Source organism: Janthinobacterium silvisoli, from assembly GCF_014200725.1.
Classification (GTDB): Bacteria; Pseudomonadota; Gammaproteobacteria; order Burkholderiales; family Burkholderiaceae_D; genus Janthinobacterium.
This window is the reverse complement of record NZ_JACHCL010000002.1, coordinates 1158027-1177025: the sequence shown is the minus strand read 5'-3', so window position 1 is coordinate 1177025 and position 18999 is coordinate 1158027. Positions and strand designations below refer to the sequence as shown.

22 protein-coding genes are annotated in these 18999 nt (G+C 59.3%); 12 read left to right on the top strand and 10 right to left on the bottom strand.

Annotated elements, in window-relative coordinates; genetic code table 11:
- Positions 1-61 precede the first annotated feature (61 nt).
- On the top strand, positions 62-2908 hold the full coding sequence (locus tag HDE75_RS15415; protein ID WP_183676856.1) for a M16 family metallopeptidase: 2847 nt from the start codon (positions 62-64) through the stop codon (positions 2906-2908).
- Between the two features lie 72 nt (positions 2909-2980).
- Here HDE75_RS15415 and HDE75_RS15410 read toward each other — a convergent pair whose 3' ends face one another.
- From HDE75_RS15410 to HDE75_RS15395, 4 genes are all read right to left on the bottom strand, one after another.
- A complete protein-coding gene (locus HDE75_RS15410; RefSeq protein WP_465052550.1) occupies positions 2981-3619 on the bottom strand; it encodes a YiaD family glycine zipper/OmpA-like lipoprotein in 639 nt (212 codons plus the stop codon).
- A gap of 207 nt (positions 3620-3826) precedes the next feature.
- Positions 3827-3973, bottom strand: coding sequence for a lmo0937 family membrane protein (locus HDE75_RS15405; protein WP_183676858.1), 147 nt, complete (start codon positions 3971-3973; stop codon positions 3827-3829).
- Between the two features lie 25 nt (positions 3974-3998).
- Positions 3999-4304, bottom strand: a complete 306-nt coding sequence (locus HDE75_RS15400) for a hypothetical protein (protein WP_183676859.1) — start codon at positions 4302-4304, stop codon at positions 3999-4001.
- Positions 4305-4417: 113 nt separating this feature from the next.
- Positions 4418-5062 carry an outer membrane lipoprotein gene (locus tag HDE75_RS15395; protein ID WP_183676860.1) on the bottom strand — a complete coding sequence of 215 codons (645 nt, stop codon included), beginning with the start codon at positions 5060-5062 and terminating at the stop codon, positions 4418-4420.
- Positions 5063-5264: 202 nt separating this feature from the next.
- Here HDE75_RS15395 and HDE75_RS15390 point away from each other — a divergent pair, with 202 nt between their 5' ends.
- Positions 5265-6008, top strand: a complete 744-nt coding sequence (locus tag HDE75_RS15390; RefSeq protein WP_260174158.1) for a Crp/Fnr family transcriptional regulator — start codon at positions 5265-5267, stop codon at positions 6006-6008.
- A gap of 77 nt (positions 6009-6085) precedes the next feature.
- On the opposite strand, the gene HDE75_RS15385 is transcribed toward HDE75_RS15390, so the two are convergent.
- Positions 6086-6304: a glycine zipper 2TM domain-containing protein gene (locus HDE75_RS15385; protein WP_152244667.1), complete on the bottom strand. Its 219-nt coding sequence runs from the start codon at positions 6302-6304 to the stop codon at positions 6086-6088.
- A 194-nt stretch (positions 6305-6498) separates the two neighbouring features.
- Positions 6499-8538: an AsmA family protein gene (locus tag HDE75_RS15380; RefSeq protein ID WP_183676862.1), complete on the bottom strand. Its 2040-nt coding sequence runs from the start codon at positions 8536-8538 to the stop codon at positions 6499-6501.
- Positions 8539-8876: 338 nt separating this feature from the next.
- Between HDE75_RS15380 and HDE75_RS15375 the strand changes: the two genes are divergently transcribed.
- The 7 genes from HDE75_RS15375 (at position 8877) to HDE75_RS15345 (ending at position 13260) form a co-directional block, all read left to right on the top strand.
- Positions 8877-9215, top strand: a complete 339-nt coding sequence (locus tag HDE75_RS15375) for a DUF4398 domain-containing protein (protein ID WP_409254918.1) — start codon at positions 8877-8879, stop codon at positions 9213-9215.
- Positions 9216-9232: 17 nt separating this feature from the next.
- Positions 9233-10111 (top strand): OmpA family protein, encoded by an 879-nt coding sequence (locus HDE75_RS15370; protein ID WP_183676864.1) that lies wholly within the window; start codon positions 9233-9235, stop codon positions 10109-10111.
- 116 nt (positions 10112-10227) lie between these two features.
- Entirely contained in the window at positions 10228-10764 is a 537-nt protein-coding gene (locus HDE75_RS15365; RefSeq protein ID WP_183676865.1) for a ferritin-like domain-containing protein, read from the top strand.
- Positions 10765-10852: 88 nt separating this feature from the next.
- Positions 10853-11155, top strand: a complete 303-nt coding sequence (locus HDE75_RS15360; RefSeq protein ID WP_183676866.1) for an ElaB/YgaM/YqjD family protein — start codon at positions 10853-10855, stop codon at positions 11153-11155.
- Between the two features lie 17 nt (positions 11156-11172).
- On the top strand, positions 11173-11559 hold the full coding sequence (locus HDE75_RS15355) for a phage holin family protein (RefSeq protein WP_183676867.1): 387 nt from the start codon (positions 11173-11175) through the stop codon (positions 11557-11559).
- A 69-nt stretch (positions 11560-11628) separates the two neighbouring features.
- On the top strand, positions 11629-11970 hold the full coding sequence (locus HDE75_RS15350) for a hypothetical protein (RefSeq protein WP_183676868.1): 342 nt from the start codon (positions 11629-11631) through the stop codon (positions 11968-11970).
- A 129-nt stretch (positions 11971-12099) separates the two neighbouring features.
- Positions 12100-13260, top strand: coding sequence for a patatin-like phospholipase family protein (locus HDE75_RS15345; protein WP_183676869.1), 1161 nt, complete (start codon positions 12100-12102; stop codon positions 13258-13260).
- A gap of 42 nt (positions 13261-13302) precedes the next feature.
- Here HDE75_RS15345 and HDE75_RS15340 read toward each other — a convergent pair whose 3' ends face one another.
- Positions 13303-13455 carry a DUF3309 family protein gene (locus tag HDE75_RS15340; RefSeq protein WP_152244651.1) on the bottom strand — a complete coding sequence of 51 codons (153 nt, stop codon included), beginning with the start codon at positions 13453-13455 and terminating at the stop codon, positions 13303-13305.
- Between the two features lie 41 nt (positions 13456-13496).
- Positions 13497-13934 (bottom strand): outer membrane lipoprotein, encoded by a 438-nt coding sequence (locus HDE75_RS15335; protein WP_183676870.1) that lies wholly within the window; start codon positions 13932-13934, stop codon positions 13497-13499.
- 284 nt (positions 13935-14218) lie between these two features.
- Between HDE75_RS15335 and HDE75_RS15330 the strand changes: the two genes are divergently transcribed.
- The 3 genes from HDE75_RS15330 to HDE75_RS15320 all read left to right on the top strand — a co-directional run bounded on the left by HDE75_RS15330 (position 14219) and on the right by HDE75_RS15320 (position 16490).
- Entirely contained in the window at positions 14219-14776 is a 558-nt protein-coding gene (locus HDE75_RS15330) for a hypothetical protein (protein WP_183676871.1), read from the top strand.
- Positions 14777-14897: 121 nt separating this feature from the next.
- Positions 14898-15209 carry a BON domain-containing protein gene (locus tag HDE75_RS15325; protein WP_183676872.1) on the top strand — a complete coding sequence of 104 codons (312 nt, stop codon included), beginning with the start codon at positions 14898-14900 and terminating at the stop codon, positions 15207-15209.
- A 90-nt stretch (positions 15210-15299) separates the two neighbouring features.
- Positions 15300-16490, top strand: a complete 1191-nt coding sequence (locus tag HDE75_RS15320; RefSeq protein ID WP_183676873.1) for an AI-2E family transporter — start codon at positions 15300-15302, stop codon at positions 16488-16490.
- Between the two features lie 88 nt (positions 16491-16578).
- On the opposite strand, the gene HDE75_RS15315 is transcribed toward HDE75_RS15320, so the two are convergent.
- Positions 16579-17526, bottom strand: a complete 948-nt coding sequence (locus tag HDE75_RS15315) for a YihY/virulence factor BrkB family protein (RefSeq protein WP_183676874.1) — start codon at positions 17524-17526, stop codon at positions 16579-16581.
- Positions 17527-17595: 69 nt separating this feature from the next.
- Positions 17596-18624 carry an OmpA family protein gene (locus tag HDE75_RS15310; RefSeq protein ID WP_183676875.1) on the bottom strand — a complete coding sequence of 343 codons (1029 nt, stop codon included), beginning with the start codon at positions 18622-18624 and terminating at the stop codon, positions 17596-17598.
- Between the last annotated feature and the right edge of the window lie 375 nt (positions 18625-18999).

Sequence of the window (18999 nt, the reverse complement as noted above, 5' to 3'; positions counted from 1 at the left end):
ATGTCCGTACCGTGCGCTGTTTCGTTTTTTTATATTAACGTAGTGTTACCAGGAAGCTGACTTGAAACCGATTACCGTTCTTTTGCTTGCCGCCGGCATGTTGTCTCCGGCATTCCTGCCATCCCTGGCCTTTGCCGCTACCCCTGTTGAAGCCGTCAAGACCCAGAAAACCCTGGCGCCCGCCGCTGCCATCAAGGTCACCTCGGTCGAAGGCATTACCGAATACCGCCTGGCCAATGGCTTGCGCGTGCTGCTGTTCCCCGACGCCAGCAAGCCTACCCTGACCACCAACATCGTGTACCTGGTCGGCTCGCGCCATGAAAACTATGGCGAAACGGGCATGGCCCACTTGCTCGAGCATTTGCTGTTCAAGCCCAGCGCCAATTTCGGCGTCAAGAAGGGCAGCAAAACTCCGGTCGAAGTGTTGAATTCCACGGGCGCGCAGTTCAACGGCACCACCTGGTACGACCGTACCAATTACTACGCCACCTTCCCGGCCAACGACGACAATCTGCGCCAGATCCTGGCGCTGGAAGCGGACCGCATGGTCAACGCCACGATCGACCAGAACGACTTGTGGAATCCGGCTACCCAGAAGGGCGAAATGACGGTGGTGCGCAACGAGTTCGAGATGGGCGAGAGCAATCCGATCCGCGTGACCACCCAGCGCATGCAGGCGATTGCCTACGATTGGCATAATTATGGCAAGTCGACCATCGGCGCCCGTTCCGATATCGAACAAGTCAATATTCCCCGTTTGCGCGCGTTTTATCACAAGTATTACCAGCCGGATAATGCCGTGCTGATGGTGGCCGGCCGCTTCGACGAAGCCCAGGTGTTGAAGCAGATCAATGAGTTGTTTGGCAAGATAGCAAAACCCACGCGCGTGATCGAGCCGACCTACACGGCCGAACCGGTGCAGGATGGCGAGCGTTCCGTGACGGTGCGCCGCAGCGGCGGCGCCCAGTTCGTGGGCGCTGGCTACCATGTGGCGCCATCGGGCAACCCGGAAGCGGTGGCCATTGAAGTGCTCGGTGAAGTGCTGACCGATGCGCCATCGGGCCGCTTGCACAAGGCGCTGGTGGAAACCAAACTGGCCAGCAAGGTTGAATCCAATGCGGCCAGCAACCTGGAGCCAAGCTATAACATATTCGGCGCCCTGGTGCCGGTCGGTGGCGACCTCGACGCGGCCCAGGCCGCCATGCTGGCCGTGCTGGAAGACATGAAATCGCATCCGGTCACGGAAGCCGAAGTGGCGCGCGTGAAGCAAAACATGCGCAAGCAGATCGAGCTGGCGACCTCGAATACTGCGCGGCTGACGATCGCCCTGACGGAATCGCTGGCGGCTGGCGACTGGCGCCTGTTCTTCCTGCAGCGCGACCAGCTTGAAAAAGTGACGGCGGCGCAAGTGCAGGCAGCGGCCGAGAAATACCTGAAAACCTCGAACCGCACCCTGGGCCGTTTCATTCCGACCGATACGCCGGACCGCACCGTCGTGCCTGCCTACGCCGACGTGGCGCCGCAGCTGGCTGGTTACACGGGGCGTGCGGTGGTGGCGCAAGGCGAAGCGTTTGACCCGAGCCCAGCCAATATCGAAGCGCGCACCACGCGTTTCACCTTGCCCAATGGCTTGAAAGGCGCTTTGCTGCCGAAGAAAACCAAGGGCAATACGGTCAGCGTGGTATTGAAGCTGCAATTGGGTACGGAAGAGAGCTTGCGCGGCAAGGCTGCGGTGGGTGCCTACACGGCCAACCTGCTGGTGCGTGGCACCGATCAATTGTCGCGCCAGGAAGTCAAGGACAAGTTTGATCAGCTGGGTATGCAAGTGATGATACAGGGTGGCCCGGAAGGCGTAACAGCCACGCTGGTGGGCAAGCGCGACAACTTGCCGGCGGCCATGGAGTTGCTGGCGCAAGTGCTGCAAAAGCCTGCGCTGAGCGAGAAGGAATTCGCTGAACTGCAGCGTGAGCGCGTGGCCAAGGCGGAACAGGATTTGCCTGAACCGCAACCGCAGGCAATCAATGCCTTCCGTCGCCTGATCGACGCCACGCCGGAAGGCCATGTCCGCCACGTGGCTACGCTGCCGGCCGAACTGGCCAACTTGAAAGCTGTTACGGTAGCCGATGTCAAAGCCTTCCATGCTGCCTACTATGGTACCTCGAATGCCACTTTTGCCGCCGTCGGCGACTTCGATCCGGCGGCGCTGAAAGCGCAAGTGGCCAGCCTGTACGGTAACTGGAAAGCGGCCCAGCCCTATGTACGCATTCCAGCTGCCGTGAAACCGGTCAGCGGCGAGAAAATCACCCTGGAAACACCGGACAAAGCCAATAGTGTACTGTTCGCGATACAGCCGCTTCCCCTCAAGGATGATGCTGCCGTCTACCCAGCCTTGCTGATGGCCAACCACATGCTTGGTGGCGGCGCACTACGCAGCCGTCTGGCGGACCGCATTCGCCAGAAAGAAGGCTTGTCGTATGGTGTTTCTTCGCAACTGAACGTGCCATCGCGTGAACCGGCTGCTTACTGGATGGCTTATGCCATCAGCGCACCGCAAAATACGCTCAAGGTCGAAGCGGCCCTGCGCGAGGAAATCGCCAAGGTGCTGGCCGATGGCTTTACGGAAGCGGAGTTGGTTGAAGCGAAGAAAGGCTGGCTGCAATCGGAAGAAGTGGGCCGTACTCAAGACACTGGCCTGGCGCGCGAACTGGCAGGCTATCTGGCGGAAGACCGCACCATGGCTTACGACAAGGACCTCGAAGCGAAAGTAGCCGCCCTGACCTTGGCGCAAGTGAACCAGGGCTTGCGCGACTACCTGAAGCCGGAAGCCGTGTCAGTGGTAACGGCCGGCGACTTTGCCAAGGTCGCCAAGGAACGCGAGAGCGGGGCCAAGGCAGCGACGTCGAAGTAATCCTTTGCACGTAAAAAAACCGCTGGCAAGCGCACTTGCCAGCGGTTTTTTTTATGGGGACTTCGATGAAGATTATTGACGTGGGGCGAGTTCTGCGACGTAAATCTCCACGCGGCGATTGCGGGCGCGGCTATTCGCATCGGCGTTCGAGGCGATCGGTTCGCGCGAACCGCGCCCTTCGGTGACGATGCGGGTCGGCGAGACGCCGCGCATGGCCAGGTAGTCGCGCGTATGGGCGGCGCGTTCTACTGACAATGGCTGGTTGATGGCGTCGCTGCCCGTGTTATCCGTATGGCCGATGATGCTGACGGTGGTGTTTGGATTGTCGTTCAGGGTGGCAGCGAAGCGGTCGAGGATGGGGCGGAAATTGCCCTTGATGTCGGCGCGGTTGGTATCGAAAGAGATATCGCTGGGGATTTCCATTTTCAGGCGGTTATCGGCCGTTTGCGTCACTTGCACGCCCGTGCCTTGGGTGGCTTGTTCCATCGTGCGTTTCTGGTTTTCCATGCGGTTCGACCAGATATTGCCCACTACTGCGCCGGCAGCCGCACCGAGCAGGGCGCCGCCTGCCGTGCGGCCGGCACTGCCATTGCCGGTGGTACCGCCGATCAGCGCGCCCAGGCCTGCGCCGACGCCGGCGCCCGTGGCGGTGCCGCGTTGCGTGGAGGACATATCGGCGCAGCCAGAGATGGCCAGGGTGAGGGCCAGCATGCCGATCACGGTTTTGGCGCCAGGGCCGGTTTTGAATGCTTTCATGGATTTTCTCCTTGTGTTGTTATGGGACGTGCCCAAGGCTTACCCGCACACGTTACTGCAGAAATGTCTTGTTTGGCAATTGCTTGTAAACATATACAAAAGCGGCGCCCGTTTGCACGCGCGCCGTTCGCCGTCTTGCCGGAAGCATACGGCAAAACCAGTCTATAAGCCTCGTCCGCTGATCAGGCGCAGCAAGATCATGATGACCGCGATCACCAGCAAAATATGGATGAAGCCGCCTATTGTGTAGGAAGTTACCAGGCCCAGCAGCCAAAGGATGATGAGTACTACTGCAATTGTGTAAAGCATGATGGAGTCTCCAGGAGTTAAGTTGTCATGATGGATTGTCTGCCTTGAACGCCTTCCGTACTGTACGCTGCCGTACATAAAGCTTACTTTGTGCCGGCCCGTTTTCTGCTTCGGCCATGCCGGGTATCCAGGCCAGCAGGCCGGACAGGCCGATGGCGCCAGCCATGCAGCTGAGCAAACCGCCCGTGAGCAGCAGCATGATGCCAAACGCGGGTGCGGTGGCAGGCGAGGGCGACAGGTCCAGCGCGCCAAAGCCCAGGCTGGTCGCCAGCACGCCGCCGCCAATAAAGCTTAGCCAGATTTTATTGCTGCCTGTCGTATCGTTTTCCATGCTGCCTCCCTGGTTGGCTGTCAAGTGAGATTCACCTGGCTGCATCATCCATCGTCCTTGCGTGCTCATCTGTACGCGAACGTACATTGTCAAATGGAAAACTTCCCGTGCGCTCAAGCTGCGCGCAAGCCGCCATTGACGACGCGTACGCGGTCACCCTGGCGCCAGCCTGGCACGGCGCTCTGGTGGATGGTGCGCGTCTTGCCATTGTCCAGCCGAACGACGATGTTATAGCTATGCGTGGCGCGCACATTGCCTTCGATCTGGTTGCCGGCCACGGCGCCGCCGATGGCGCCCAGCACGGTGGCGATTTGCTGGCCGTGTCCGCCGCCGACCTGGTGGCCCAGCAAGCCGCCGACCACGGCACCGCCTGCCGCACCCACGCCGCTACCCTCGGCGCGCGTATTGATTTCATGGATCGATTCGACCACGCCGCAGTTGCTGCAGACGGGTGGCGGCGCGGGTGGCGCAGCCGCCATTTGTGGTTCAGGTTGTGGCTGAGGTGGCTGCTGTGGTTGAGCTTGTGTTACTTGTTGCTGTTGCGGCAGGGCGGCCAGCGGCTGCATGCCGCTCGCTGGCGGCTGGCTCGCTTGCAACGCGGCCATTTGCGTGCTGGAAGTGCTGCTATCGAGCGGGCGGGCGTCTCCGTGCGAAGACGGCAGCCAGCCCATCAGCGCGGCCGTGCCGACGCCGCAAAACAGTAGCACGGCCACGGCAGCGGCGAGGACGAGTGGATGGGCGGATTTGGTGGTGGTCATGACATGCTCCTGGTTGCAATAAAGGTCTATCTGTTGTGTCGTTGTGCTTGTTCTGCTTGTTTGAATCAGTGTGCTGCTCCGTGTCATCTGCTTCCGTGCGTCACCGTACATACAGGACGGTGGCGGCACCTTAGGCTAAGTAAAAATCATGTCGAGATGTAACGACACCAAGGAAAAGGCAATGCCCGCTATGACCGCCACCATGAACTTGCCCCGTGAAGCAGGCCGCTCTGGCGTGGGCCCGTCCGCTGCGGGCAACCGTTTGCTGGCCAGCCTGCCCGAGTCCGACCTGCAGCACCTGGCCGCCCTGTTCGATACCGTCACGGTGGAGGTGGGCGAGGTGCTGTACGAACCTGGCCAGCCCATCGCCCATATCTATTTCCCCGACGACTGCCTGATCTCGCTGCTGGCCGTGGCCGAAGGACGCATGACCCTGGAAGTCGGTTCCGTCGGCCGCGAAGGCGTGATGGGCGCCTCCGTCGCGCTCGGCCACGAACTGGCGCAAGTGCGTGCTGTCGTACAACGTTCCGGTAGCGCCAGCCGTATTTCACGCGACGATTTTTGCGCCGAATTCGCCCAGCTCGATTCCTTGCAACGCTTGCTGTACCGCTACACCGATACCCTGCTGGCGCAGGCGATCCAGATCGCCGTCTGCAGCCGTTTCCACGTGCTCGAAGCACGCTTGGCCCGTTCCCTGCTGATCACGCGCGACCGCCTGCAATCGGAAAAATTTCATCTGACTCACGAATTCCTTGCCCACACACTCGGCGTGCGCCGGGTCGGCGTCACCAAGGCTGCCAGCGCGCTGCAGCAGCAAAAACTGATCACCTACAGCCGCGGTAATATCGAGATCCTCGATTCGGCCGGACTGGAAGCGGTTTCCTGCCGCTGCTATGAGCTGGTCAAGGATGCGGGGACTGCCGGCATGGCCAATGTGTTTATCTAAGATGGTTTGATGGGCGCTGCAGGCGCAAAAAAAGCGGGACGGGCCATATGGCGCCCGTCCCGCTTTTTTTGCCTTACTTACTTCGGTTTGACCTGATTGCCGATCACGCCACCGACGGCCGCGCCACCGACTGCACCGACAGCGCTGCCGCCTGTCAGCACGGAGCCGGCGACGGCGCCGACGCCAGCGCCGATGGCGGTGTTTTTATCCTGGCCCGACATATTGGCACAGGCGGTCAGGCTCAGTACCAGTGCGGCCAGCGAGGTGGTGGCAGCGAGTTTTTTAATGGTTTGCATGATGGTTCTCCTTTAGATTCGAATCCCGTGACGCAGATATTGGGCGGGTATGGGGCCGGCCGGTGAGATGGCCTCGCGTCACGTTCCTGGTTTTTTTCAGGCACGGTGTCAGGATAGGATTACGGCAAGGAAGGGTCTGTTCGACAACGCACATAGGTGTGTAACAATTGTAAATGCGCTACATCAGCCACCACTCAGCGTTTTTTTGCTGGCTGCTTGCCCGGCGCAGGCGCTACCGGTTTGACCCTGGCTTGCGCCAGCAGGGCCGCGCATTCGTTGGCCTCGCCGGGGCCGGTATTGACCAGCGGCAGCAGGGCCGCAAAGGGCGCGACGGCCGCCAGGGCTAGCGCGCTGCCCGTGCGCAAGGCCAGTACGCCCTTGTCGACGCTGACGTCGGGTTTGCTGAAAGTGCCATGCACATATAAAGGAGAGCGCAGCGAAAAGATGCGCAAGCCCTTGCTGTCCGGTTGCAAGGTCAGCTCCAGTTTCTCATTGCCCAGGTTGACCGTGCCATCGATGTGCAGCACGGCGTCGTCCGTATCGACGATGAATTGGCGTGTTTGCATCAGACCCTTGGTGACGACGAAATCGGCGGCCATGCAATTGAGTTTGACTTGTTTGTCGCCTGCCAGCTTGGCGATGACCACGCTGCCGATATTGAGGCCCATTTCCTCCAGCAGCAGCTTGCTGATGCTGCCCCGGTTGATCAATGCCCGTACTTCGCCGTTCGAGCTGCCCAGCAGGCTGGCGACGGAATTGCCGGTGGCCGTCAGCGAGGCGTCGCCATTGATTTCGCCGACACTGGCTTGCAAGGCATCGAGACGGGGAAACAATTGCTTGATATGCAGATGGCGCGCGCTGGCCGTCAATTCGGCGGCGATGCCGTTGGGTATCACCTTGCCGCTGCCATCGAGCTTGATTTGCGAACGCAGGGTGCCGCCAGCGATATTGAAGTTCAGCGGCGCCAGCGACAGCACGCCATCGCTCAGCAGCACATGCGTGTCAAGCTCGCTGATGGGCAGGTCGGCGTCGCGCGTGATCTTGTCGGCCGTGTAGCGCACGTCCGCGTCAAGGCTGGTCCAGCGTTCCGTCTTGAAGGTTTCCACCGGCAATACACGGCCCGCCGGCTGCTGTTGCGGCACGCCCCGTTCCGACTTGCTGGCGCTGGAGTCGGCGCCCACCAGTGGTCCCAGATCGCGAAACTGCAGCAGGCGCGAGTGCACCTCGCCGCGCAGCAGATTGCGCGGCTTGCGTCCCGAAAAGACCAGTTTGCCTTGCACATCGCTGGAGCCGACCTTGCCTGTGAAGTTGTCATAGACCCAGTCGCCGCCACCGGGCGCCAGGGTGCCCGTCAAATGGCCTTCGGTACTGAAATGCGGCGTTTCCGGCAGCAGCACGCCCGTCAGCGGATACAGGCGGGCCATACTGGGGCCTGATATTTTCAGGCGCACATCGAGCGCGGCCAGGCGGGCGGGGCGCGTCAGGGTTCCCTCGATAGCGAGCGATGTCTTGCCTGTCTGTACGCTGGCCTGCAAGGGAAACGGCGTGCTGTCTTGCTGCAGCGACAGCACGCTGCCCGCCTTGCCGTCCCCTTGCACTTTGTCGCCATGGTAAGTACCCGACAGCTTCCAGGCGATGCCATAGCGCGCATCGCCGCTGATGGTGTCCACGTCGGCCTGCAGCCGGGCTTGCGTAACGGCGTCCACCAGGCTGACCGTGCCCTTGCTGAAAACCACGCTTTGCAGCTCCAGCCGCCATGGCGAGGATGGACTATTCTGGTCGAAAGTCCAGTTGTTCTGGCCATCCTTGTTGCGCAGTAAATGCAGTTGCGGTGCGTCAAGGCGCAATTGGGGAATCACGATCTTTTTTTCAAACAGGGCTAGCGGATTGAGCGAGAACGCCAGCTGGCTGACGGTGGCGGCGTCGGTATCGGTATCGCCATCTGGCGTCAGGTTGGCGGGATTGCCCAGTCTCACCTTGGTCGCCTGCAAATGGGGCCAGGGCAGGTAGCCGCGCCAGCCTGGCTGTGCGCTCCCGCCTGGCTGGACCCAGGTCAGCGACAAGTCGCCCTCGATGGCGAACGGCCGGCCCAGTGCTTCGCTGACCCTGGCATTGAGCCACGGCTTGGCGCGGTTCCAGTCGGCGTGGCTCAGCACGGCGATGGCGGCCACGGGGATGGCCAATATCACGGCGGCGCTGGCAAGGCTGATTTTCTGGCGGCGGGAAACAGGCATGGTGCGCTTGGTGAAGGAATAGAAACAGGGGTAGCAGGAACTTGCCGATGCTACAGCAAAGCGCTTGTTGCTGCGCTCGAAAGCGCTCTATGGTGCGCTAGCGCACCTTGTCAGAGTCAATATTGTTGATTTCCTACTCTATGTGCGGCACCGAACGGATAGCGGCGAAGGGGCGGCCTATAACGTCATACAGCAAACGCAGTTCTGTTCGTAGTTCTGTTTCCTTATGCAGTTTTGATAGACCCCCCATGTTCTCCAGGAGAAAAAAAATGACAAGCCGAGATCTTTTGACATCCCCACTGACCACCCTGGCCGCTTGCGCCGCTGCCGTTGTCCTGATGGCTGGCTGCTCCAGCTTGAAAACGCCGGCCACGGCCGATGTTGCCGTGTCGCGCGCCGCTGTCGCTAACGCCGCCAGCGCCGGTGCTGCCGATCTGGCGCCCGATGAAATGCGTTCGGCCCGCGAAAAAATGGCGCTCGCCAACCAGGCCCTGAAAGACCGCGATTACAAACGGGCCAGCGAACTGGCCGACCAGGCGCAAGCCGATGCCAAGCTGGCGCAAAGCAAGGCCAATTCGACCAAGGCCACCACGGCCGCCGATGAAATCAACGAGAACATCCGCGTCATGCGCGAAGAACTGAACCGCGCCAATCAGCAAGCAGCTCCCCAACAATAAAAAGACAGGAACCCATCATGAAAAAATCCACTTACACCACCATCCCCGGCCTGCTGGCCATGGCCGCCCTGGTCGCCGCCTGCAGCTCCGCTCCAACCACCACCAGCTTGCTGGACCAGACCCGAGGCGACTATATGGCCGCCCAGTCGAACCCGCTGGTGTCGACCTATGCGCCACGTGAATTCCGCGAAGCGAGCGCTGCGCTGGACGCAGCGAATGCAGCAGCCGACCGCCGCGATGACAGCGAGAAAGTCGACAAACTGGCCTATCTGGCCAAGCAAAAAATCGCCACCGCGCAAGAGATTGCGAAACAGAAAGCAGCCGAAGCCGATATCGCCAATGCTGGCAAGCAGCGCGACCAGTTGCGCCTCGATGCGCGCACCCAGGAAGCCAACCAGGCAACGGCCCGCGCCGAAGCGGCCCAGGCCCAGGCGCAAAACGCCGAAGCATCCTTGCGCGATTCGCAAGCCCGCGCCGCTGCGCTGCAACTGCAATTGAATGACCTGGCAGCGAAGAAAACCGACCGTGGCATGGTGATCACCCTGGGCGACGTGCTGTTCGGCACCGACCAGGCGAACCTGACGGGCGATGGCGCGAATACGGCGCGCAAGCTGGCTGACATCCTGAAAAACAATCCGCAGCGCACCGTGCTGATCGAAGGTTTTACCGATAGCACCGGCGGCTCCGCGCATAACCTGGAACTGTCGCAACGCCGCGCCGAATCGGTGCGTAATGCGCTGCTCGATCAAGGCATCGCCCGTGACCGCATCGCCACGCGCGGTTATGGTGCCGCTTACCCTGCCGCTGGCAACGATACGGCGTCCAACCGCCAGTTGAACCGCCGCGTGGAAATCGTGCTGTCGGAAGACAACACGGCTATCCCCGCCCGCCGTTAAAGCAGTCTTAATGCAGTAAGAGGGCGTGGTCCGGCAGCGGACCGGTCCGAAGGCAGCGCCGGCCGCGTTCCTGTTCGTGGCCGGTGGATACCCAATCAGTTCAGAAAGGAATCATCATGAACGCTACATCTATTGCCATTCCCGCCGGTATCGATACGGCCGCCATCCGCGCCGCCGCCAAGAATCTCGATGACGGCGCCGTCACGGCTGGCTACCAGGGCGACCGCCAGGAAGTCATCAACATGCTCAATGGCGCGCTGGCGACCGAACTGGTGTGCATCGCACGCTATAAACGCCACTATTACACCGTCAGCGGGCGCGACAATGGCAGCATCAAGGCCGAGTTCCTTGAACATGCCCAGGAAGAGCAGGAACACGCGGACTGGCTGGCTGAACGCATCGTGCAATTGAATGGAAAACCAGATTTTAATCCTGCAACATTGCTTGCGCGCAGTCATGCCGAGTATGATGACTCTGACGACGTGCAAAGCATGGTGCGTGCCAACCTGATCGCCGAGCGTGTAGCGATCGAGTCTTACCGCCAGATGATCGTGAAACTGGGCGATAGTGACCCGACGACGCGGCATTTGTTGATCAAGATCATGGCCGTTGAAGAAGAGCACGCCGATGACATGCGCGATCTGATGGAATAGCATGCCGTAGTCAAGCGTAGTCAAATTAAGTGTCAGAACTTAAAATCGAGAAATTAAAATCATTCATCCACCGCTGAGGAGTTAAACCATGTTGGAAAACAATATCACCACCGTCAATAACGATGTCAAGACTCTGGTCAAGGATGCGCAAGCATTGTTTAGCGCTGCCGCCGCACTGACCGGCGAAAAAGCCGACGAAGTGCGCGTCAAGGGCATGAAGACCCTGGACGCCGCGCTGGTCAAGGCGCAGGAAGCCCAGGCTTCGGCCATCGTCGCCACCAAGCAGATCGCTGCCCAGGCGGATGGCTATGTGAAAGAAAACCCATGGCGCACGGTGGCCGTTGCCGCTGGCGTCGGTGTATTGGTCGGTTTCATCCTGGGCCGCAAGTAATCCATCACAGGAGCGATATGGACAAGTCTGCTTCGTCTCACCAGGGGGCTGGATTGATCGCCTCATTCGCCGGTCTGGCCAGGAACGCCGTCGGACTGATGTTGTCGCGGCTGGAACTGGCGACTATCGAGCTGTCGGAAGTGCGCAATCATGTGCTGCAGCTGATTGTGATTTTCGCGCTGGCGACGGTGGCGGGCCTGTTTGCCATCGCTTACGGCAGCGTGCTGATCGTCTTCCTGGCCTGGGATAGCCTGGGCTGGAAGATACTCCTGATCATGACGGCAGTATTCGTGCTGCTGGCCATCGGCCTGGTCATCTATGCACGCGCCATGCTGAGTCAGGGTAAGCTTTCCATGCCGGCCACCATGGCGGAATTGAAGGCTGATCGTGACATGCTGATGTAGTTGCCAGGCGCGGCCGCTGCGGGCTTGCCCGTCTTTGCCGCGCTGGTTGGCCGCGCTAAAGGAGAATTCATGTCGGAAGACAAACAGGCGGCGCAAGCCGCCCGCAAGCAGCAATTGATTGCCCAGGGCGAGCTGTATCGCGTGGGTATCGTGCATGCGCGCGCCAATGCGGGCTATGCCCTGCGTCCCGAGGCGCTGCTGCAAGGCGTGGTTGAAACGGCGGTCGGTTTTGCCGGCCACCGTGTCGACTCGCTCTTGGCGCCGGGCGGCATGCGCCTGCAGGGCGCGATGCCCTATGTGCTGACGGCGCTGTCCTTCATCGGCCGCAGGAAGCTGGTCAAACCGGCGCTGGCCCTGGTGGCAGTCGCTGCCGTGGCCACCAGCTGGCTGCGCCGCAAGCGCCAGCGCTGAGTAAGTCTGCCGTACTACAACGCCGTCATTGACGGCGTTTTTTTTGTCCGATGCGCTCCGGACGCACGCGCGGGCACGCGATGGCACTATCCCTTACAATGGCTCACGGTGCATACACGCACGCAGACTATGGATGGGGCTATCTTGACGACAACGATTAATCCTTTAAATCCTTCGCGCCTGCGCATCGTGCTGGTGCTGCAGGGTGGCGGCGCCCTGGGCGCGTATCAGGCAGGCGTATATCACGCGCTGCACGAACATGGATTGGCGCCCGACTGGGTGGTGGGCACCTCGATTGGTGCCATCAATGCCGCTATTTTGGCCGGCAACAAGGAAGCAGACCGGCTGGTGCGCCTGAAGCAGTTCTGGGAGCGCATTTCGCACCGCGACAGCATCGACATGAACCTGGTGACCGATCAGCAGCGCCGTTCGAATATCTGGCTGGCCACCCTGGACACCGTCTTGCGCGGCGTGCCCGGCTTTTTCAAGCCGCGCAATTTCAGCCTGTTTCCAGTCGGGGCCAGCGTCGAACCCGAGCAAGCGAGCTTTTACGATACCAGTGAGCTGGCCAGTACCCTCAATGAACTGGTCGACTTCGATTACCTGAACCAGCCCGGCGGCATGCGCCTGACCGTCAATGCGCTGCGCGTCAAATGCGGCAGCCTGACCAGTTTTGACAGCCAGCAGCAACGCCTGACGGCAGACCATATCCGTGCCAGCGGCGCCTTGCCGCCCGGTTTTGCCGGCGTGCGCGTCGATGGCGACCTGTACTGGGATGGCGGCCTGTATTCGAATACACCGTTAGAGACCGTGCTGGACGACACGCCTCACGTCGATACCCTAGTCTTCATGGTCGACTTGTGGAGTTCGGAAGGGCCGGAACCGACCACGCTGGACGAAGTGCAGACGCGGCAAAAGGATGTGACGTTTGCATCGCGTTCCAAGCGCCACATCGAAGACTACGTCAACACGCACACCCTGCAGCACAAATTACGCGAACTGTATGCCAAATTGCCCGATACGGCGCATAACCGCCGTCAAACGGAGGAGCTGGTGGCGCTGGGCTGCGACAGCACGATGCACATCGTGCGACTGCCTTATGCGGGCCGCGACTGGCATATGGCGGCCAAGGACATCAATTTTTCCAAGGGTTCCATCGAGTGGCGCTGGGAGCAGGGCTATCAGGATGCCTTGCGCGCCATCAAGGCTGCCGGCTGGCTGGCGTTTGTCACGCAAGACACGCCCTTGGTCGTGCATGAATTGCCACCCTACGAGCGTGACGCGGCCTAAAACACAGATCAAGACGAAAAAAAAGGCGCCGTAGCGCCTTTTTTACAGCCTGCCCGTGAGGAGCAGCAATATCAGGATGACGACAATCAGCCCTGCCACGCCGCTGGGGCCGTAGCCCCAGTTGCGGCTATGCGGCCAGGTGGGCAGTACGCCAACCAGGGCCAGGATCAAGATAATCAGAATGATGGTGCCCATGGTATCTCCTTGTTATTGTTGATTATTGTTTATCGAGATGATTAACGGTAGACGCGGCCATCGACGATGCGTACGCGGTTACCCGGCTGCAAGTTATTTGCGTTGTCCTGCACGATGGTGCGGTATTCGCCATTGTCCAGGCGTACGCTGATTTGATAGTTCAAGCCTGACTGCTGGCGGTTTTCAACCTGGTTACCAACCACGCCACCGGCGACAGCGCCCGCGACGGTAGCTGCCGTGCGGCCCCCGCCTGATCCGATGGTGTTGCCCAGCAGGGCGCCCGCAATGCCGCCGACGATGGCGCCAGCGCCGCTGCTACCGCCGCCGCCCTGAATGACCTGGATGGAATCGATGGTGCCGTAGGTGGAATAGTCGCCCTGCGACGAGGGGTAGTTTTGCGATGGACCGGTATTGGCGCAACCGCTCAGTACGGCGGTGGCGGCGAGCATCAGTGCAGCCAAGGTGGCATTGGTTTTCATTTTATTCTCCTGACGTGGTGTAAGTGTGAGTCCATCTTAGACACGGCGTCACGCCGGGTCTGTACGCTGCCGCACGTACTTAATTGTCACCGCTGCAAGGCTTTCCAGGCGTATGCAGTACTTGTGACCGTGCTTGTGCGCGATTAACGACAAATTCCCTGACTGTTTCACAATAAGCATGCTTGTGTACGGCAGCGTACAGAAGGCGGTTCGCTATCCACGTAAAACGGTAGTCATGCCAAGCAAGCAGGCAAGAACATCATGATTTTGTAAGGGAGTTGTCCATGCAGCAGAAAAGCAGAATCGTCGCAGCCATCCTCGTTAGCCTGGCGTGCACCGGCTGGGCGGGGCAGGCTGTCGCTGCCACCGGCCAGGCCAAGGCACTCTACAAGTCGGCCAATGAGCAGGCGGCCCTCAAGTACAAGACAGCCCGCGCCCAGTGCGACAGCATCACCGGTAATCCGAAAGATGTGTGCATTGCCGAAGCGAAGGCCGTGCGTGCCTACGATGAAGCAGTGGCTCAGGCGCAATACACGAATACCTTGCGTGCCTATACCAAGGCCCGCATCAAGATCGCTGACGCTAACTACGATGTCGACCTGGCCCGTTGCGGCGCCTTGACGGGCAATGACAAGGATGTGTGCGTCAAGCTGGCCAAGTCCACCAAGATTGCAGCCCTGGCCGACGCCAAGGCAGACAAGAAGGTCATCGAAGCGCGCAGTGATGCGCGTGAAGCAAAAAGAAAAGCCGAGTACAAGGTCGCAGCAGAAAAATGCGATGCATTAGCCGGCGCAGCCAGGGATGACTGTATCAAGGCTGCAAAAATCCAGTTCGATGAATGATGCCCGGATGGTTCGGGCGCCAGGAAGCGGCTGGTATAAGAAGCGGTATGAAAAGCTGTATCAAAAGCTCGTTTGAGCATGTAGTTTGACTGTTAATTGTCCATTCAAAAGGAAAAAAATCATGAAATTCACCAAATCCATCGCCACTGGTCTCTTCGTTGCTTCCCTGTTCGCCGTCGCTGGCTGCGCATCGACCCCCACCAAGGAAGGCACGGGCGAATACGTTGATGACTCGGTGCTGACGACCAAGGTCAAGGCCAGCATTTTCAATGAACCTACCCTGAAATCGACGGAAATCAACGTTGAAACCTTCAAGGGCGTGGTGCAACTGAGCGGCTTCGTGGCCAATCCGGAGTCCGTTGCCAAGGCGGGTGAAATCGCCCGCGGCGTGAAAGGCGTGAAATCGGTCAAGAACGATATCCGCATCAAGTAATCGCCGACTTGCCTTGCGCAGCACCGGCCGCATGGCCGGTGCTGCGGATCGCCTTGAACAGGTTTGAACCGCCGCGCCAGATGACACTCCATGAACACTCCGCCAGCTGAGAGCAGCACAGAGCCGGCCGGGCTTGAGCCGATCGAACAAACCGCCAGCGTTGCCGCAGAGCCGCTGGAGCCGCCGTTACAACTACCGCTGCATGTCAATGTGCGCGGTGTGGCGCTGGGCATTATCGCCACTGTCTGTTTTGTCTTTGCGCTACAGTGGGCGCAGAAATTCCTGATTCCCGTCGTCTTTGCGATCTTTATCGCCTATACCCTCAATCCCCTCGTCGCCTGGCTGGAAAAAATCCGCATTCCCCGCATCGCCGGCGCCAGCGTGGTTACCGGCCTGATACTGTTCGGCTCGCTGGTCATGATGGAGCGCGTGCAGGGCGAATTTGAATCCATCGTCGAAGAAATGCCGGCCGCCACCCACAAACTGGCGCGTCTGATTGCCGCCAGCACGGGCGGCAAGGAAAGCACCCTGCAAAAAGTGCAGGCTGTGGCCAATGAAATAGAACAAGTGGCAGCTGGCGCCGAGGCGCGCCGCGCCGACCGCCGCGCCGCCAGTAAACCCGATGCACCCAATTTCAAGGTCATGGACTGGGTCTGGGCCGGTTCGCTGGGGCTGGTGGGCTTCTTGAGCCAGGCCACCATGGTGATCTTTCTCGTCTTCTTCCTGTTGCTGTCTGGCGATACCTTCAAGCGCAAGCTGGTCAAGCTGACGGGGCCGTCACTGAGCCGCAAGAAGGTGACCGTGCATATCCTGGAAGATATCAATACCTCGATCCAGAACTATATGTTCATGCTGCTGGTGACGAACGGCTTGCTGGCGCTGCTGATGTGGATCGCCCTCCGCCTGATCGGCCTGGAAAACGCGGGCGCCTGGGCCATCGTGGCAGGCTTGCTGCACATCATGCCGTATTTCGGCCCGCTGCTGATCACCCTGGCCACTGGGCTGGTGGCCTTTTTGCAATTTGAATCGCTGGAAATGGTCTTGCTGGTGACGGCCACCTCGATGGGTATCGCGACTCTGGTCGGCACCTTTGTGACGACCTGGATGACGGGCCGTATCGCCCGCATGAACCCCACTGCGGTGTTCATCAGCCTGCTGTTCTGGGGCTGGCTGTGGGGTGTATGGGGCTTGCTGCTGGGCGTGCCCATTATCGTGATCGTCAAAGTCGTGGCCGAGCGCGTGCAAGGCATGGAAGTGGTTGCCGAATTACTGGGCGAATAGAAACATCTGTCAAAAACCTACTGCGCGTCGGTTTTGTCAGATGTCGTGAATTATATTGTCTACTGCGCAATAGCTTGTGTCGGGTGTTCTACGACTGGTGATGTTTCAGGATCTTTACCGCCACATCGCCATCTTCTGTTTTTTCCATGTCTTTCATGCTACCCAGCTGCAAGGTGAACTGGCGCGTGAATTCGGCGCCCAGGAAGAAGATTTGCGCTGAATAATAGACCCACAGCAGCAGTGCCACCAGCGAGCCGGCTGCGCCATAGCTGCTGGCCACGCCGCTATTGCCGATATACACGCCGATCGCGTATTTACCCAATGAAAACATGAAGGCCGTGCCCAGCGCGCCTATCATCACGTCGCGCCACGACAAGCGTACCCGGGGCAGCATCTTGTAGATGACGGCAAACAGGCAGGCGATGACGGCAAAGCCGATCAGGTTGGACAGGATGGCAAATAGCACGGCGGCATCTTTCCATACGCCTTCCCAAAAATTCTGCAAAATCGCCATGGCGGCGCTGATCACCAGCGACACCATCAGTAAAAAGGCCAGCACCAGCACCAGGCCGAAAGATAGCAGGCGCGTGCGCAGCATATCCCAGGCGCCCGCTTCTTTCAGCGATGGTACTTGCCAGATTTCATCAAGGCTGGCTTTTAATTCCGCAAAGACGCTGGTCGCGCCAAACAGCAGCAAGCCCGATGCGACCAGGGTGGCGATGCGCCCCTGTTCGTGGCTTTGTGCGCTGGCCAGCACCAGCTGGATCGCTTCGGCGCCCTGTTTGCCTAGCAAGCCCTGCAATTGCTCCATCAATTCGCCGCGTGCCGCCGCCTGGCCATAGAAAAAGCCGGCGATGGCAATCACCAGCACCAGGATCGGTGCGACGGAAAACAGGGTGTAATAGGCGAGGGCGGCGCCCTTGCTCGAGGCGCGGTGTTCCAGCCATTCTGTGACGGAGCAGACAACGACGCTACGCATTTGCTTCCAGAATGGGCCCAGCCTGGCCAGACGGGGATAGCGTGAGGAAATACTCATAGTGGCTTTCAATAAAAAAAGGGGCCGTAGCCCCTTTTTGTGCAGTGGCATTCCACTGATGATTAATGCTTACTGTACGCGGCGCTCGATGGTGATTTGCTCGACTTCCACGCGACGGTTAGGTTCCAGGCACTTGATCAAGTCAGCGCGTTTCTTGTTATCGCAAGTAACGACTGGATTGGTCGAGCCTTTGCCTTCGGCCGTCAGGCGGTTGGCGGCAACACCAGCGTTGACCAGGTAAGCCTTGACTGCGTCGGCACGTTCCTTCGACAGTTTCAGGTTGTACTTGGGCGAACCGATGCGGTCGGCATAACCACTGATCACCACGTTGTTGACGTCCGGCGACGCATTGAGCACGCGTGCAATCTCGTCGAGTCTCGATTGCGTTGCACCCAGCTTGGCGCTGTCGAAAGCGAACAGTTCGGTCGCCGACAACGTCACCTTCTCAAACCGTGGTGGCGGCGGTGGAGGAGGTGGCGGCGGTGGTGGTGGAGGTGGCGGCGGTGGTGCCACTTCCTGGCGTGGCGGCGGTGGTGGTGCAGGCGGTTTGTCGAACGCATAGTTCACGCCGACCGTGATGTAGTAGTTGTTGGCCTTGCTGCTCGGGAAGGTATCGCCACGCAGGAAACCATGCACGTTGCGGATATCCACCTGGGTCGACCACTGGTCGTTGATTTTTCCCTGGAAACCCAGGCCGATGTTGGCGTATGGCGAGCTCTTGCTGCGTTCACCGAGCACACCGTTATCCTTGTCGCGCTGCATGCCTGCACCGATCAACAGGAAGGGGGCGAAGGCTGGATTGCGGTTGAACATGTACAGGCCGTCTACACCCAGCGTATTTTGCTGGTAGCGTGTGCCATTGTCCCCTTTCGAGCGGGCGTACGTGGTGCCGAATTGAATATCCCATTCCGGCGATACTGGCTTACCAAAGCGCAGACCGGCGCCATAGCCGGTTTTATCGGTAGAAAAATCAGAATCGGGTTTGAGTGCGTTGATGCTAGGTTGAATATACCAGGATGGGTTGATTTCCTGGGCCTGTGCGCCGATAGCGGAGCACAAGACTGCGGCGGCAACGGCGATTTTTTTTAGATTATTCACAAGTAACTCCCAACGTTGAAAGAGATTTTCTCTACTGCCTACAAACACAGACTGCCAAACATTAATAATAATTAAATATCAATAATAATCATTGCGGCTTAATGACAGGTGTGGACAGGTGCGGTTCACGCGACATTTGCACTGCTGTTGGACTGGAGAATACGGATCCCAGTTCGACCGGTCGGTGCGTTAGCGCACAAAGCATTGTTGTATATCAATGATGTTGCAGTTTGACGACAAAAACAACTGATTTCGGAGAAACAGATTTTTATACACTGGCGGTAGCAGCAAAAGAAGAAACTCCAGCTGCTTGTTAATGTTCTGGCGTACAACTTTTTTTAACTTGTCCCTGTATATTATCAATATTGTTGAGTA